At 48.9% G+C, this 18,163-nt stretch carries 7 protein-coding genes; all 7 read left to right on the top strand.

Features of this window, described 5'->3' with window-relative positions; translation table 11 throughout:
* The first annotated feature begins 6 nt into the window (after window positions 1-6).
* The gene (locus tag GF409_01670; GenBank protein MBD3425922.1) at window positions 7-393 is read left to right on the top strand and encodes a hypothetical protein; all 387 of its coding nucleotides are present in this window, start codon (window positions 7-9) and stop codon (window positions 391-393) included.
* A gap of 7 nt (window positions 394-400) precedes the next feature.
* Window positions 401-610, top strand: coding sequence for a hypothetical protein (locus tag GF409_01665; GenBank protein ID MBD3425921.1), 210 nt, complete (start codon window positions 401-403; stop codon window positions 608-610).
* A 93-nt stretch (window positions 611-703) separates the two neighbouring features.
* Window positions 704-976, top strand: a complete 273-nt coding sequence (locus GF409_01660; GenBank protein ID MBD3425920.1) for a hypothetical protein — start codon at window positions 704-706, stop codon at window positions 974-976.
* A gap of 18 nt (window positions 977-994) precedes the next feature.
* The gene (locus GF409_01655; protein MBD3425919.1) at window positions 995-2,263 is read left to right on the top strand and encodes a malate dehydrogenase; all 1,269 of its coding nucleotides are present in this window, start codon (window positions 995-997) and stop codon (window positions 2,261-2,263) included.
* Window positions 2,264-2,351: 88 nt separating this feature from the next.
* Entirely contained in the window at window positions 2,352-3,338 is a 987-nt protein-coding gene (locus GF409_01650) for a DUF362 domain-containing protein (protein ID MBD3425918.1), read from the top strand.
* Window positions 3,335-4,855: a 4Fe-4S binding protein gene (locus GF409_01645; GenBank protein ID MBD3425917.1), complete on the top strand. Its 1,521-nt coding sequence runs from the start codon at window positions 3,335-3,337 to the stop codon at window positions 4,853-4,855. Before GF409_01650 ends, GF409_01645 begins: the two co-directional genes overlap by 4 nt.
* Window positions 4,856-5,033: 178 nt before the next feature.
* Complete coding sequence (locus tag GF409_01640; GenBank protein ID MBD3425916.1) at window positions 5,034-18,098, top strand: hypothetical protein; 13,065 nt, start codon at window positions 5,034-5,036, stop codon at window positions 18,096-18,098.
* Window positions 18,099-18,163 lie beyond the last annotated feature (65 nt).

The raw sequence follows: 18,163 nt of genomic DNA, 5'->3' as shown, positions 1-18,163 counted from the left end.
CACAAGATGAACGCAGAGGGCGATGACAAAAGAGAATTCTTAAGGGTGGATTATGAAACCCCGCTGAACTTCAAGGTTCTTAAAGAAGACAAACTCACGGCAAAATCCGATGTGCAATCACGGAATATAAGCGCCTGCGGGCTGCTTTTCCGCACATCTACAGATGCGTCAATACCATCGCTTTCGAGTATTGTCTGGATAGAGCTTGACCCGAAAATGATGAACATATGCGCCGAAATAGAGAATGACCTTGTGATCCACAATAACGGTGTCTACGGCCGGGTCGTGAGGATAGCCGAAGGCGAGCCCGGCAAATCATACGATATCGGCATCTGTTTCCTGCGGAAAAAGGACATGACCGAAGAAGAAATCAAACAGCTTTTGAAAGAATGAGGCAGATATGGAAACACTGAAGAACTTTTTTATTGGCCTTTTCGTTATATTGCTCTCACTGATAATAATCGCGTTGGTATTCCTGGCATGGCCGGTGCTTATAGGGATAAGCTCGTTCCTCTTGACGGTCCTGGCGGGCATACTTTTCGTGGTCCTCCTTTTCTATATCGTCGTGCTTGTGGGGCATCTTACCAGGCAGATAATTACAAGGAAATGATCGGCCGGGATCATAAGTTCCGGTCTGGGCGGTCAACTCTTCCAGTTTGAGGATGTAGGGCCGCCATGGTTAAATCCTGCTGAGAGATCGATCATGGATTCTGCAACATACTTAAAATACACTTCGTTAAAAGAACGGGAGTTCGAGTCCCTCTGCAAAAGATGCGGCAGATGCTGCGGGGCTTCAGACGACCCCTGCGCCAATCTTGTCCGTGTGGCAAGCGGCGAGTACTTCTGCAGGGATTACAACAACAGGTTGGGACCGCAGAGAACCGTATCGGGCAAGGAATTCAACTGCGTCTCGATCCGCGAACATATAGGCGCGGGGACTTTAAGGCATGGGTGCGCGTACAGGGATATTGTTTAAGGGGAAAACGGGGAAGATATGTCCATAACCAATAAATTCAAGCTTACCGATGAAGAGATATTCGAATATCATCTGGGCGGTAAGATAGCTCTGGATCTTACGAAGCAACTGGCTAACCAGAAAGACCTCAGCATGGCCTACACGCCCGGTGTGTCAAAGATATGCGAGGCCATAAAAAATGATGCCAGGCGCGCCTATTCTCTTACCTCAAAAGGGAACCTTGTGGCCGTTGTGACCGATGGCACGGCTGTTCTTGGTCTTGGCAACATAGGAGCACTGGCCTCCATTCCCGTAATGGAGGGTAAAAGTGTTCTATTCAAGGCTTTTGCCGGCGTTGACGGATGGCCGGTGCCCCTTGAGGGAGTGCTTGGTGACGATGGACGGACCGATGTCGATAAGTTCGTTGAAGCGACGGTGAATGTGTCCGGTATGTACGGAGGCATAAACCTGGAAGATATCGCGGCTCCGGCATGTTTTGAAATAGAGGACAGGCTTGACCAGATGCTGGAGATACCGGTATTTCATGATGACCAGTGGGGAACGGCCATAATAACCCTTGCTGCTGTTAAGAATTACTGTATTCTCTCCGGCAAGTCGCCGAGGGACCTTAAAGTTGTCGTAAACGGCGCCGGGGCAGCCGGTTTGAGAATAGCAGAAATGATAAAAGCAGAAGGCGTAACCGATTGCATATTATGTGATTCCAAGGGGACGCTCAACATGTCCCGGACGGACCTCAATAAATACAAGCAGGTGCACGCGGTAGATACCGATAAACGCACTCTTGAGGACGCGATAAAAGGATCTGACGTCTTTATCGGCGTGTCCGTGGCTGGTTGCCTCAACAAAGAGATGGTGCTTTCCATGGCGGATTATCCGGCCATATTCGCCATGGCCAATCCGGTGCCGGAGATCATGCCGGATACCGTAAAGGAATGCATGCAGGGGCGTGAATTCGTGATGGCGACAGGCCGGTCGGATTACCCCAATCAGGTGAACAACGTGCTCGGGTTTCCTTTTATCTTCCGCGGAGCGCTTGATGTCAGGGCGAGCAAGATAACCATGGGTATGAAGATCGCCGCAGCAGAAGCTCTCGCAGCATTGGCAAGAGAGGAATTCGTCCCCGACGTCGTAAAAAAAGCATATAACCGCGAATTCGTCTTCGGCACCGATTATATTATCCCCACGCCCTTTGACCCCAGGATAAAGAGATGGGAGTCTGCTGCCGTCGCCCGGGCGGCCATTGAAGAAGGAACCGCCTCCCTGCGAGAAATACCCTCCTACCAGTGAACTTCCAGGTAAGTTTGCCTTTGTTATGACCATAATGTAATATTAATTATGCGGCATTCATCGTGATTTACGATCCGAAAGGGGGAGGATGGACAGATTCTTCTATAATCTTGAATGCTTTTTGAAGCAGCATATCTCGCGAGGCAGATTCATTAAGCTGCTTCTGGGAGGGGCTCTTTACTTTATTTCGAATAATGCCCTCCTGAAATATGCTTTCGCCAGAACAGCGCGATCCGGTGGGAGGCCCAAGAAGAACATAAAGGGAGACCACGACCTGGTCGTTTCCAAAGGACCGGATCCCTACAATAATACAGAAAAGGCCATTGAGGGCATTGGGGGGATGGACCGTTTTGTCAAAAAGGGGGACGTGGTCTTCCTCAAGGCGAATATTTCCTGGGACCGGTCTCCCGAGCAGGCGGGCAACACTAACCCCTATGTTGTTGCCGCACTTGTCGATATGTGTTACGCAGCGGGTGCCAAACGCGTCAATATGTCAGATAATACATGTAACGAAGCTCGCAGATCTTATGACAACTCCGAGATACCCAGGGTCGCCCGTGAAAAAGGCGCTTATGTTCACTTTGTCGATAACTGGAACGTTGTCAAAGCAGAGTTCCCCTATCGCAGCCCCATGCATGACTGGCCGATCTACAGGGAAGCGGTTGAATGTGACGTCTTCATAAACGTGCCCATTCTCAAGCATCACAGGCTAACAGGGCTCACGCTCTCGATGAAGAACCTTATGGGCGTTTGCAGCGGTACCCGGGGGCTGATCCATGCGGGAATAGGGCGCAAGCTCGCGGACCTGACCGATTACATAAGTCCGGAACTAACCGTGATCGATGCTACTCGGGTGCTTTTGAGGAACGGACCCAGCGGGGGCAGTCTTGATGATGTCGCAAGGATGGACACAGTTATCGCGGGCACCGATCCCGTTCTCGCCGATTCCTATGCCTGCACGCTTGTGGACAGGGATCCCATGTCCATAACCTATATTGAACAGGCCGTCAGGCTCGGCTACGGGTCGGCTGACCTGACCAAGGCGGATATACTCAAGGTCAAGGGGGGCAGATGAAAAAACTCATCTTTTTGCGAAGGGTCTCCCAAGGCTTTTTCCTGCTGCTTTTCATATATATACTATGGTCAACCACCTATCCATTGACGGGGTTATTGCCGCCAGAGACTTTTTTTAAGACGAACCCTTCGATCATGCTCTTTACATCAATTAGCGAAAGAGTACTCCTGGCCGGTCTCATTTTTGCGGGGCTGATGCTGGTGCTCACGTTCATTTTCGGCAGGTTCTACTGCGGATGGGTTTGCCCCCTGGGTACGATGATTGATGTAACAGGGGCTCTTAAAAAGCGGAAATATATCCCTGATAACGGTTTGAATAGCAGGATCCGCAAGGGAAAATTCATTATCCTGGGCGTTATTTTCATATTCGCGCTTGCTGGTATACAGCTAGCATGGGTACTTGACCCGATGACAATAGTCGCGAGGTTCGTCTCGCTCAATCTGATACCAACGGTGACGTTACTTATCGACAGGACGTTCGTATTGATCATCCGGAATTTTGAACTATATGGTGGTTTTTATGACCTCTACCGTGGTCTGAAAACCACCTTTCTCGGGGTAAATGTCCATTATTTTTCGAATTCACTTATAATATTTGCTGTGTTTGCCGCTGTCTGCGGGGGGTCACTATTCATCTCAAGGTTATGGTGCAGGAGCGTGTGCCCCCTGGGTGCTTTTTACGCGCTGGTGGCAAGATTTTCACTTCTTCGGCGTGTAGTGGATAAATGCACTGATTGCGGTGTGTGCGTGGAGATGTGCAGGACAGGGGCCATAACCGGAGCAGCTTCTTATAACTCCGGTGAATGTATTCTCTGCATGGATTGCATTTATTCCTGTCCCCAGAAAACCACCCGGTTTTCATTTATAAAACGGCAAAAAGCCCAAGAAGGGGATGACAGGGAGGAGGGTAGAGGCCTTTCACGCAAAAGTTTTCTTTTTCTTTTGCTTACTTCCATTTTCGCGCTGGGATACAAAAGGCGGAACCCTAACATGAAAAAAGGTGCCGGCCCGGTTATAAGGCCACCGGCAGCCTTGAAAGAAAAAGATTTTAATGACCGCTGTATAAGATGCGGTAACTGCATGAAGGTATGCCCGACCAACGGACTTCAGCCTGTAATGCTGCAGGCAGGGGTTGAAAGCCTGTGGACCCCTGCTCTTGTTCCCGAGATAGGTTATTGCGAATATCAATGCACTCTTTGCGGGAGCGTGTGCCCGACAGGGGCTATCACGGAACTGTCTCATTCGCGCAAGTTAACCATAAAGCTGGGCACGGCCATGGTAGACAGGTCGATATGTCTTCCATGGAATCATAAGTCAGATTGCATTGTATGCGAAGAGCATTGTCCTGTGCCGGATAAAGCTATAAAGGTGACAGAAGAAAGGCACAATGGCAAGATATTCAAAAAACCCTTTGTCGATCCAACTCTCTGTGTTGGCTGCGGCATATGCCAGGCGAAATGTCCGGTCAGACCGGATCGGGCGATAAGAGTTGACCCCTCAACAGCCGACAGGCTCTGATCCTTTTAACTCCACATAACATATTATATTTAAACAACCTACAAATACGTTAGGAAAATAAAAGCTATCTAACTATTTCTTGTGCTAACTTCGGTATTTTGCTATAATATTATAACTTTCTTATATATTAACCAGAGATACCAGTGCAAGAAAGATCATTATTGGCGGGGAAACATTTATGTCGGGGTATTTAACAAAATACAAAATATTTACAAGGATTGTGGTGTTAGCTGTATTGTGTCTTTTCATGGTCAACAATATCGCTTGGGCCAATCCTGACATATTCCGGTCTGATTCCGGCATACAAAAACTCCAGCCAGCATTACTTTCATGGGCTACACCGGACCGCGCATTCCTTGAATTCAGTATTCAGTCTTACATTGAATCTTTCCATATGCCGCTTAAAGACCTGGAGCTGCATTTATACCCAAATATAAAAGGCAAGAGAGTAGATATCCATTTCGACAGGAAGATCCGGATAGGCAAAGAATGGCTTGTTCCTTGTTTTGTCGAGAATAAAAAATTCAATGTACTGATTAACCCGGAAGACAATTCCTTACGTATTCCCTCGGATGACATCGCGGGGTCCTTAAACACCCAAGATTCCTCCCATATCGATGCTCAGGTGGAGAGAATGGTCATAAGCATTTCTTCTCTGGGGCATAATGATGGTCTTTTTGATGCGATGGAGCCTTTGTCCATATTCGCGACCTCCCTGCAGATGATAAAGGAATTTACGCTGCTTGGTGCCGAATCCCGCGCTTTCATGGATTTGCATATGAGCGGGTTATCGATCGCATTAAGGTTCAAGGATCTTTCTAATACGCTGAGCCATGCTTTAAAGCGGAAAGGGACCCTGTCATTTGATGAAGCGGTGGGGTTTCTTACGGAACTAGTTGAGATCTACGACCGGTTAAGTTTTATTCGACGTGACCTTTTGGAAAAGAAGCGTATATATCCCGAAGCTAAAGATCCTGATACCCAGGACGATTACTTGAAAATAGCAGTAGAAACACTTGATGAGGCCATGACACTTGTCGATAACCGCATAGCCTTTGCCACGGGAGAGATGCGCAAGGCACAGGTCTCGCTCGATGAGATGGTCCGTGAATTGGCGGAAGAGGATCAGTTCAAGGATTATTTGAGAATAGAGGGTGAACCTGAAAAAGTAAACGTGCTCGGCGATAAATTGTCGTTAAGGAGCACACTTATAAATATTCTAAATAACGCGCTGCATTTCGCCCGTGACAGGAGAGGCGATTCCGCCGAGATCAGGATATCCCTTGACCGAGAGGATAAGTGGGCCAGGGTGACCATCTCTGATAACGGCCCCGGGATCGATGAAAAAATGCTTCGCGAGGATCCCGAAACCGGAAGACCCGTTTTATTCCGACTGAGAGCCACCGCAAGGGATGGCGGAACAGGCATAGGACTTGCTGAAGCCTGGGTTACAGTCACAGAATGTAAAGGGTCCATTACCGCGGAAAATGCAGAGGCCGGAGGCGCGAAGTTCACGATTGAACTGCCGCTTTCAGATGATACGAGAGGCGTGCCCGGGGATAAATCCAAAAAGAGAACCGGTTCCGGTCCGGCAGACAATATCTACCAGTTCAAGGTTCCCGGCACAGAGATCACAGGTCCCAACTGGTTTAAAACAGGCGAATCCCCCGAAGTGCTCTCAGAAGGCGGTGCGATACACTGTAATTATCTTTTGGCATATGATCCGGTCAAGCATATAGGCGCGATTACCCATACTAACCTGTCAAACCTGCATGAATTATCCTATGATAAAGCCGTGAGAGCGGTCGCGCTGGGCGTTAAGGACATGTCGAACGTGCTTTCGAGTCTCGGTGCCAATAAGGCAAGGCTGCAGTTCATTATCATAAGGCGCGATCTTAAAAAGAGCGGGCTTGCGCAAAAGCTTTCTCTCGATAATCACAGGCTTCTGGCCGGAGCTCTTTACCGCATGAAGCTTCCGTTCAAGACAGCTGTTACCGAAGGAAGTTCTGTCATGCTTGACCTCAGGGACGGTACGGTTAAAGACCCTCTCAGGAAAGTGGTGGCCAGATTCAGCCCGTTAAGCCGCGTGCACGAACTTGACAACTTGCTTCAGGAAGTAGGCAAACTCTTCGCTATGGCCCTCCTACCTCTAGCTTTTCTTGTCTTTCTGGTATCCGCGCCGGTGATCATATTTACCTCAAAAGGGCCGGTATTCTACAGACAGCGCAGGATAGGGGAAAGAGGAAAGCCCATAACCGTATGGAAGTTCCGAACGATGACGACCGAGAAAGACCCCGCTCAAAGAAAGGTCACCTTTTACGGAAAGCTCGTGAGACTGCCGGGTTTTGATGAGCTGCCGCAGCTTCTTTCGATAATAAACGGGGATATGCAGTGGTTCGGCCCAAGGCCGTACAGTCCTGACGAAATAGACCAGGCATACATAGATGATGTTCTGCACGGGATCAAACCCGGTTTATTCAGTCTTCGTGCGCTTAAAGTCCATGGAGAAGGATGGCAGAGAAATACCGACATACCGAAGAAAGAGACCGACCTTGAATACCTGAGGCAAAAGTCCTGGATATACGATATCGAGATCCTCTTAAAAACTATCGTCTTCGTGCATATCAATGGATTTGCCAAAAGGATCATCTCGTTGCTGGGCAGGAACAAAAAGGGGATCTTGATGTCCCTGTGCGTATTCAGTCTGCCAGCTCTGGGTGCGATAGCAGCTTCTGGTGTTCCGGCTGCGGTTTCTGCTTCTGCGGGAAGCTCCGGCTTCTTTCACGGTTTTACCCCCGTCTTTGTTACCGTAGCACTTCTTTATCTTACCGGCGGAATATTCAAGATGGTCAGCGGAGCAGGGCCCATCGGTGGCAGTATGCCTCTGCCGGACCAGGATATTATCAGGCCGATCATCGGTCAGAAAGTAAGGGAGCTGCTGGATTCGGATCCCTTTTTCAGAGCACGCGCGGAACGGATCCTCGCCACCAGCGCGGCACATATAGCAAAGCGAATCAAGGCCGTAAAACGTCTTTCAGCCGATATGCAGCAATATTTGCTTGATATCTCCCCCAGCATAATTGCTTCATCGGTGGCCGCGATCCCCCTGGCGGAATTTATGCAATCGATTAAGGATAACAGGTTCCTGATAGAGCAAGAGGTGAAGAAGTATTTTGACCAGCCGCATGAGAGAATACAGAGAATAAGACCTGCACAAAAGTCCGATACCGTTGAGTTCGGCAGGAGAGAGCCGGAGCCGGGCTACGGAGAAATATTGAAACGCGATCCTGAAAGTCGGAATAGAGGCGTTGAAACAAAACCGGAGTCCCCGGATATGGCTGGTGCAGATAAAGACACCTCCTTGCGAAGCGGGGTTACTGACGGTGATACCACTAATCCGCTTTTGATCAAGCATATCCGCAAGGGCATCGCAGTCGAGGTTGATGAAAAAAGCCAGACCGTCCAGAATATACGTCTGGATGGAACTATTTCCAGAGCGCCACCTGTTGAAGAGAAGTTCAGGGATAACGGTCTTTTTGCGAAGATCAGAAAAGCCAAAGATATCTCGCTCCTTTCGCAAATACTCGCCGGGAAAGAGAACTTCCGTAACCTCACGAATATTGAAAAACTGCACCTAGTGCATATAATCCAGAATGTATCATTGAGTATACTCATCGGCAAGGTCATTATAGGCAAAAAGAGCGTCAAGAGAGGGTCACGGCACATAACCCGCAGTGTTATTACTCATGTCAGGACCGGTTTCAGCGAAAACAGGCACGGTCTTCAGCCGACGATATGGTTGGGTGAAGTGCTCCTGGAAAGGATCTCTGTTCAGCAACTCGCGCAGCTTTTACTGGAAGAAGCGCAGCATATACTAAAACCGCCCCGCAAGATCGGTGGTGAATGGGTGAATCTCCATGGCAGTATCTCCGTGGCCCCTGATCCCTCAGTTGTTATCGAGCATGATGAAGACCTCCTTGACTCTATCGATATTTCCCCGATCTCTGAGCAGGAACGGATATTCCCGCAAAGGGGCGTTACCGAACAACCTGTCAGTTTCAAGCCGGAACCCGCGGACATGGCCAGATATGGTGATAACGGTGCCATCAGAAAAGGGCGCCTGGGTAAGATCGACTACGGGGGCCTATCCCACCGGGAAGAAGAACTCTCAACCGAGAATATGGAAGAGGCAGCCTGGCAGTTGTATCTGGAGGCCGGTGATATCCCGTCCCTTAAAGATGTCGCCGCAAGGCTCGGCATAAGCACGAGTGAACTTAAACAGCGCACAAGAAAACTCGACCACGTAAGAAAAGAGCTCGGCCTCAGGGGCACGTATTTTCCGCAAAGCGATCAGAGGAGACTATTTCAGAACCCAGAAGGCCGTTATTTAGAGGACCTTGCTTCTTCTCGCCATTTCCAGGAGGTCTTCGAACTTTATGAGAACAAGGATAGACGGCATCATGTCTGGAAACAGTCGATGACTTTCAAGAACGCGTTCTTCAGGGCTAAGATCATTAAGTTCATCGAGGAGATAGCACGGAACGTGAAAAAACCCGGCAGAGGAGATGTTCCACTTGAAGAGACGCTTAAAAGATGGTTCGCCAGGTATGATGACCCGATGCTACAAAAGCACGGCAAGAACAAAGCGCGGAAGATCATGGGGGTTATCGCCGAAAAAGGTTTCGATTTCGTGCTCAAGAACTTCCCCGGACAGGCCGAATATATCCTTTCTTTGCTGCAGGCAAAGGATTTCGGTCAGTCAACCCGAATAAGACTTGCATATGGACTGAAGCCGCATATTATCGGTAACCACAGGCTTATGGTGGTGGGAGCTTTTCCGGAGCTGAAGATGGATGTCCGGGACTTTGTCCTTTGGTGGCAGGATATTCGCGGGAACATGGAAGATGAGCAAATGGGCATCAAGAACGTTCGCCACAAATTCAAGAAATACAGGCCTGAATTCTTTTACAGATGGACTCTCGCTCGGGATGGTAAGCTCAATGAAAAAGAGAAGCAGCTTCTGAGGCAGGAGTTCGCCTCGACCGAGTGGGAAGGCGATATTGAATGGATGCGGCTTGCCGGCGGTCTTCATGATGAAGCGGCTCCGTATTTCGAAGGTTCCGTTGCCGTTATGATAAGCAAGAGCTTTTCCTGTCCTGGGTTCGAACTTCTTCCGGAAGATGTAAGTTATCAGACCGTCTCCTCCGATGAGGAAAAGGTGATGGATGAAGTGATCAGATTCGTCTGGCATCACTTCAAAAGGAGACATCCTGAGATATATGATCTATGGGAGGCATCAAAGACCGAACCTGTTTCCCTCGAGGAAGCGATAAAGGTTCGTGAATGCATAGAGGCCCTGACCGACAGAGACTTCCGTGAATGGGGCGGGCCGCTTAAGAGACTCAAGGATGGCAGGATACAGACCCCAACGAAAAGAGCTATGGATGTTTTCATTGAGGCTTTTTCCACCCCGAACATACCCTTAGAAAGAAGGGACTTTGAGCTTTCCTGGGGATCAAAGGAGGAATCTGTTGCGAACCTGAGATTCAAGCTTTCAAGATATGACCCCGACCTTTACCTTGAATGGGAAAGAATAGCCTTTAAAGGCGGGACGATAGACGAACAGGAGGCTCTGAGGAAAAAACTCCGCAAAATAGGCAAAACTCGTTTAAGCAGATGGCAGGCAGGTTCAGCGGGAAACAGTAACCTGTGTCCGTGGTTCAAAGGTTCCCTGCCATGTGTTGTAGCGGAAAGCTTCAGGACGGAAAAGTTCGATCTGGACGAGCTTGATATCTATAACTCCTGGAAAACGGAACAGGACGGGATAGATTCGGTACGCCACAAATTCAAACGTATCTTTCCCGGGCTTTACCGGGATTATCTGCGGCTTGAAGAAGATCCCGCAAATGAGGCGTTTCGCCAGGATCTGCGGGCACGATTCGGCAACTTAAAGTTCAAGGACGTAAGGGAAAAAGGTCTTAAGCATGCAACAAACAGGGCTGCGGCGCCATATTTTGAAGGAAGTTTCAGCAATATGATACGCAAATCTTTTCCCGTGCTGTTTGCTGGGCATGATAATAAGCCAGAAGCGCCTGATATGGCAAGTGAAGAACTTTCGATCGATGATACCGACCGTATCCTATGCGAGCTTATCGAATACATGAAAAGACATGGCGCAAACAGCGATGAGAATGTTCGGAGCCTTATGGTTGAACTCGGGTTATCACCTCGGGAAAATGCTGTATGTGCGGCTATAAATAAAACTACGACCGAAAAAGGGCATTATAGGCAGGCCCTTTTAGCTGAAAGGAAGGCAGCGCAACTGAGCGAAATATGCCTCTCTTCAGAAGCTGTTCCGAGGCGGGTTTTTGGAGAGATCGGAAGATGTGCCTATGAACTGGCTGTCAATTGTATTAGAAACGGTTTCGGGGGAATCATACTTATCGAGACCGAAGAACAGGATGATGATGTTCTTTTCAGGATCACGGCTCGTGACCTGGGCCCCGGGATAGAAGACCTTGAAAGAACCAGAAAGATGAGCTTTGACGAGGGATATATGTATAAGGGGCGGGGGCATGGGTTCAGGACAATTACCGGAGAAAGTTCACCTTTCAGAAAGGGGCGAGTGGTCTACAACACGAATGGTAAGTCCTGGGTGCTTGATGCCAGTACCGGCAAGTTCAGAATGACCGGAGGAAGCCGGATCTCAAAAGGCGTACAGGCGAAACTGGAAATCACTAAAAATGAACTTTCCGGGGAAAGTGTGATAAAAGGTGATCCTCCCGCCAGCCTGTTCTCTCTGGATAAGGATTACGCGATAGAAAAAGCTCCACGCATTGAAACAGGGCTCTTCCTGGCGGGGCCGCTGGCTGTGATATCCGGGCTTGTGATATCCGGCAGGATCGGATTCTGGGGCGCTTCCTATCTTATTGGCGCTTTTTCGGCAGTATTTATCGGATCTCACTTTGTCAATTACCTCCGCGCGCCTCCTGAAGTAAAAGAAAAAGGGGTTCTATACAGGATGTCCTGGGCTTTCAAGGCTCCCTTGGCCGTAGGCCTGATGCATTTCGTCACGGGGCTGCTTTTCTCGGTATTTGTTCCCATTTCAGGACCGTTATGCCAGAATCCGCTACTGGCAACGGGACTTTTCACGGTCTTTATATACATCATGTACAGTATCAATGCCGACGTTCACCAATACCTGAACGAGATGGCCTTTGAAGAGGAGGGATATTCCCCTGCCTCCATCGGAGACGATCGGAACGGAAAGGAAAGTATAGATGAGAATGATGTGCCTGATCTTCAAAAAAGCATAAAGCCCGAAGGAGCATTCAAGCTTGATGTGAAAGAGGAAATGCTGGATATTCTCTTCTCGGCACTTGAGGAGATGGGACCTGCCAATTCACCTGCCAGAAAACTCTTTCTCGCTTTTTCCGCATATTACAGAAGATTCGGTTCCTACCCGAGCCATAAAGAACTTGAATACATCGCTGATCTTCCCCGCAGAAGATCCGGTGTCCGCGTTTTTGCGGTATTCAAAGCCCTCAAACATCATAATCTGCCACGCATTAAGCTGGTCAAAAAAACCTATGCTGAAGAGAGCGCATTCGGTTCGAAGTGGGACCTTGAGCAGGAAGAGAAAGCTCTTCTGGACGGGCATGACGGGGGATATGCCGACATCCTTTCCAAGAATTATCTGCCCCGCTTACGCAAAAACCTTGCAGGCAAAAAAAATATCGGTCCGGTCGCGCTGCAACTACCTAGTGAGGATACAGCGATATCCTCCGAGGAAGAGAAAAGGAAGAATTCTCTTCTTCCTAAAGAACAGCGAAAAAGCAGGGAGCATCTGCAGAAGCCTGAAGCCCCGGACATGGCAAAAGATGAGACCGCCAGGCCTCATATGAGCCTGGAAGATGCCTGTTCGTTCTTCCGTGAATTCGCAGGAATTGTTTACAAGAGGGATCTTGTGTATTCAAACGAATTCGCCAAAGAGCTCGTAAAGCACGGAATAGATGATGTAATGATAATCGGGGCTGGGCTTTCGTCATTACCGTTTCTGCTGGCGCTTATGGGCAAGAATGTTACTTTCGTCAATCTTGATCCGGTAATGGTTGACGCTATGGAGCTTTTCGTTACGGACCTTAACAGCGATCTCGCAGACGCGGGAATAGAAGGCTCCGTCGAAATAAAGGTTATAACCGGGGAGATCGGTTCAGTGGGCCTTTCAGAACATGGTCTTGAAGAGAACAGCGTGGATCTACTTACTTTCGTCGACCTGATCGGGGCGGGCCCCATCGGAGAGCCGAAGCAATGGTTGGCTAAAGCCGCGCAGCTTTTAAGAAGAAGAGGGTATCTGTTGATAGACGAGCGTGACGAGTGGCTTACGGAGGCTCTCAGCGAGCAATTCCCTGAACATGAACTTTTGTCAGACGGAAAATATTTCAACGGCGATTATGAGGGCATGAACAGCATGAACCGGTTTTACCGGGTAGTCAATCCCTCGGCACAGATAACTGAAGAGGACCCCGCGCCCGGGCAGACATGTTCCCTTTCGGAACATAACCCCGCCAAGCCCGGGCGGACGGGTCTAACAAAAGAAACGGCATCAGCCGGCAACACCATGCCATTGACACAGGAAGAATGGTTCCGTATGGTCCGCAAAGAGGTCAAGCCTTACAGGGACAGCAGCATATTCATCGATGAAAAACATAAAGCTGAATTGGAAAGGGAGCTCTTCCGCGAGCGTCTGCAGAGGGCCAGAGAACTGAAACAGCTTATCAAAAGTATTTTTATGCCGCTTGGTGCATACACCGGAAAATTAAATGCGGAGGTGATCTCGACCGTTTTCGCTAACGGGCAAGAACAGTTTTACCGAAAACTGGCGGAATACAAGATCACAGACCTTCAGTACCAGTTAACGCGCGCTTCGGACATTACGACCGAAGAGGACTATCTCAAGGGAGTAAGGACCCCCGGTGCGGAGTTCTGTGACACTGTTTCTTCGGTCGCCGCCGAAGCGTTGAAAGATGTATTGTCGCCATCACGGGTAAAACAGATCTACGGCATGTGGTATAGCCCCGAAAAAGACGAATGGAGGGACCACTTCTGGCTCCGTATTGATGAGGTCGATCTGTGTTTTACTTTTGAACAGTTTGACGAGAGATTCTGGGGAACGCCGATGATTTCACGGGCGCCTGATACATTCAAGGACATGAGGCTGTTCGTTGTCGAGGAAGAACCCGCCAGATTGCATAAAAAGTCCCCGGCAGAACATGTAGCTTCTAGGACCGGCCGTCTCATGCAAGCCATCAAACAGGCGGACACTGACCAGAGACTCAACGCAATGGTCAAGCTTACCATGGAACTCATGGACAGGAATCTTTTAGAGTTCGGGCAGATCAATTACCAGATCAAATATGTCCTGTCGGAATCTCAAAGTTCCGGCACCTCTGGGGACACTTTTCCTTACCGGGGAAGGTTCGAATACGTGCTGGACCGGCTTGGGGCCTGCGGCAGTGAAACTCTGGTTAGACCCGAACAGAGAAAGGGCACCAGAGGGTATATGCCGCTTGTAATGGGTCCGGAATTCGACAGGATGGACGGACTGCTGCTCGCCGAACCGGATTTCTCATGGGGGGAAGGACAGAACAGGATAAATGCCCGCATCCGTTATGATGGTTACAGGACCATCCAGATATTCCCCGCTGAAAATACCAAAAAGTCCTTTCCAGAACTTGAGATGCTGGATATGCCTGCTGATTCCATACTTGTGCCCGCTGAAGGGGTCTTCGGTCACATATTGATAGATGTGATCAGAACCAGTAATGAAAACATACTTTGGATAGAGGAGGTCCAGCCCAGTATAGGTATCAGAAAGATAAAACCCGCTTCGGCCAGACAGAAGTTCAGGGACTGGAACACCGCGGCCATAGAACATATAGCGAAGCTGGCCATGAAGGCGGGATTTAAGACCGTTTACGGCTCAACGGAAACCGAACTGCGCCAGAAATACGGCGATCTGCTGAACCAGGGCAACGTCAGGGAGAATTACAACCGGCCCTTCAGGGAGAACTGGGAAAAAATAGATTTTGCTCTGGGCAGGAGGCAGACAAGATTATGGCGTAAAAAAGCCGATACTCCGCTTGATGCGGTGATAAATAGGATCAGCCATGCCCATGACAATAAACAGATGAATGCCATTGTTCCGGAGGTTGTTGACAACCTTGCTGAAGGCGAATATACGATAAGGGAATTTACAGTAGCTCTCAACAAGGTTCTCAGAAATCCCGTTGAATTCGCCAAGTGGATCTATGTTCTGGCCAGGATGGGGCTGACGGTAGAAGGGGAGCCTGCGGTTCCCGCAAGCCCTGACGAAAGATTGTATATTGCTCTGAAAGAGGGAAAAGAATTCAGAACCCTTGAACAGCTGATACTGAAAAATATGAGGTATGAATGGGGTGAAGCCTCCGATAAGGTCGGTGCGTTGATATTGTATGACGCCGAGGAAAAATGCCTGCAGGTATTTCCGGACCGAGAGACCCTGGTCAGTAATCCTGAGCTTGAAAAGCTCGAGGAAGAAGCCACTGACGCATATGTCCCGGATAAGGGTCTTTTCGGGGTTGTCCGCATCCAGGAATTGAGGGACGGAGAAGAGGCCGCGCTGTGGATAGATGAAGTCCAGCCCAGTATAGGCCTAAGAAGAATAAAACCGGCGGGGAAACGTGAAAAATTCCGAGACTGGAACCGTTTTGCCGTTGATCACCTGATAAATCTGGCAAGAATGGCCGGATTCAAGGTACTTTACGCCTCAACTGAGGAAGAGATCCGCGCGCGGTACGGAAATGACAAGTCCTTGAGCCAGGGTAATCTCAAGGGGAATTACAGGCGCCCGTTCAGGGATGACTGGCATAAAACGGAAAAGACTCTCGGCAGGAGAAAGGCGAGTCTCTGGCACCTGAAGCTGGATGCATCTGATCCCGATGAAGCTCGTAAGCAGAGATTTCTGAAGAACAGGGCCAGGCTTCTGCAGGATGCCGACCACCAGTACTATAGCTTTTCGAGGAAGGATGCTCTCGTTGAGTTTCTCTCGCTGGAAGGCCTTCCCATAGGTCATGAACCCAATTCACTGGGTTTTTTCATAGAACATTTCTTTGATGTGCTTAAAAACGAGACGAAACAGGCATACATTGCCAAGACCTCTAGAGGTGGTCATCAGCATCTGCATATATCTTTCCAGGTAGATCCCGGAACGGGGAGAGATTGCGATGAATTCGTGGAGTATTTTTACGTCGACAATACATTTATTGCACATGCTGTTTCACCAATAGAAAAAGAGAACGGAAAGACCTCGGTTAAGATGCTCATGGGGATAGATGACCCCACCTTCAAGGGAAAGGGGCATATGCAAGTCTTCTTTGAGATGCGCCAGTCGCTTTTCTGCCAGCTATACCAACCGGAAGAGTTCAAAGTACCTGTTGAACAAATAACTTCATGGGACGCGTTCTTCTTTTATGTTCGCCGGGGATACCTGCCAGAAGACGCTGTTGCAAGAAAGAAGGTGGTCGATGAATTCCTCGTTCCCTGGCTTCTGGACAGAAAATTCCGTCTCGAGGAGCCCATACAGGTCTTCGGCAGGGATTTTCTCGATAAATGCGGGAGCTTTTTCAGTTTTTCACTTGTGGATAATAGCGCGGGTAAAGCTGGTTTGCCCAAAAGGTTCAATTCCGGTCGTAGGGGCAGCGGGAAAGTCCGTTATAAGGACCTCAGGTTCGTTCAGAAGTATGATGGTGTGGCTTTCGGGCACGACAGCAAGAAGTACGATGCCAGAAAATGTGAAGACTTCCAGCCATATAGAGCATTGAAATACATGGAAAAAACCGGCCGGGACGCTCATATTGTCAGGGAGACGCTAGCGGTAGCGATGGGCTTTTTCAGGGAGACCGCTTTAAAGAGCCTTCAGGCGGATGATGATAACCAAACCGCAATTATGGACCTATACGATGCTTTCTGGAACGATGTTAGAAAACATGAGGGGCTTCTTGTGCGTGTGGCGGAGAACCTGCCTTGGGACTCGGCCTTGTATGAAACAGGCGGGGTGAGCGTGCTTGTGTTAAACAGGGCATTCTTTGAAGATGCGGCGCTGGGGTATTATTTCCCGCCAAAAGGACTCGAGAATAAATACATATCTATCTGGCTGTTATGCGAACGGCTGAACCATGAGCTCTCCCACTCCGATAAATATAAGGACAGTATTGAGGAAGAACTGAAAGAGGAAGCCAAATGCGTGCACAGGGATTATTTCTTCCTCAAGTACATATTTCTTTCACCCATGAACGGTGAACTGAAAAACAGAGTGGAACTTTATGTTAAGAACCTCAAGGACAGGTACGGTTCAAACGGGTATTTCAGGTTCTTGTACAGTCTTATTCCCATGAATGAAAGAGAGGTAAGAGCCGCGATATGGGAATATCTGGTAAGAGGATGTGACAACCAGAATTATGGCATAAAAGCATTTCCCTCCGGGATAGGAAGGCCCGACGGTCAAATGTCTCCCGGTGATGTTGAGGAAACTCGGAAGGATAAGGATAGTGAACTCCACCAGGATGAGCGCACCCTTGTTGCGTCTCCTCTTAGGCAGCTTAACGATCCCCAGCAGCTTTCGCTGGGGCTTGTGGAAATGCTGCTTTCTGTTACATTCAACAGAAAACTTGTTCTGGGATTTGACAGCACGATAGCTTCGTGCCACTCTGCCGATCCGGTCAGTATTTTTTCTTCACTGGAGAAGTTGAAGCAGGATCCACGATATGCCCGGATACTCAAGAACCTGATCATTGTCCGCGCTCCCGGCGAAGAGCTGGGTGATCTGCTGGGCGAATATGCAGATAAAGAAGATACTGAAGTGTTCATGTTCGCGCTTGAAACTTCAAGGCAGGAACTTTGCGAACTGGAATCAAGATTGCGAGCGGTATATATCGACGAGGAGGATTTCCCGTACAGCTCGTATTATCCCTTGGCGGAAATAGTTGCCATGGCCCTTTCACAGTTATTTGAAGACCCTATCGTGGAAAATGCTCCTCTCAAAAGTCTGTCCAGCGGACTCGATCTATCGCGGATAAATATCGAATCAGTTACAAGACAGGGTAAGACCCTTATATTCAAACTCCTTCCCGATGCCGAGCCCTGCGATACAGCAGACCTTCTGAAACGGTACGCCGGAATAAAAAGATTCCTTAAAGCTGCCTAAAAATCACGTCTAAATATTTCCCTTTTGCGGGATTATTACGTATAATATTATAAATATTATCGATT

Source organism: Candidatus Omnitrophota bacterium, assembly GCA_014728045.1.
Taxonomy (GTDB): Bacteria; Omnitrophota; Gorgyraeia; order Tantalellales; family Tantalellaceae; genus WJMH01.
This window is presented reverse-complemented; position numbering and strand designations above follow the sequence as displayed.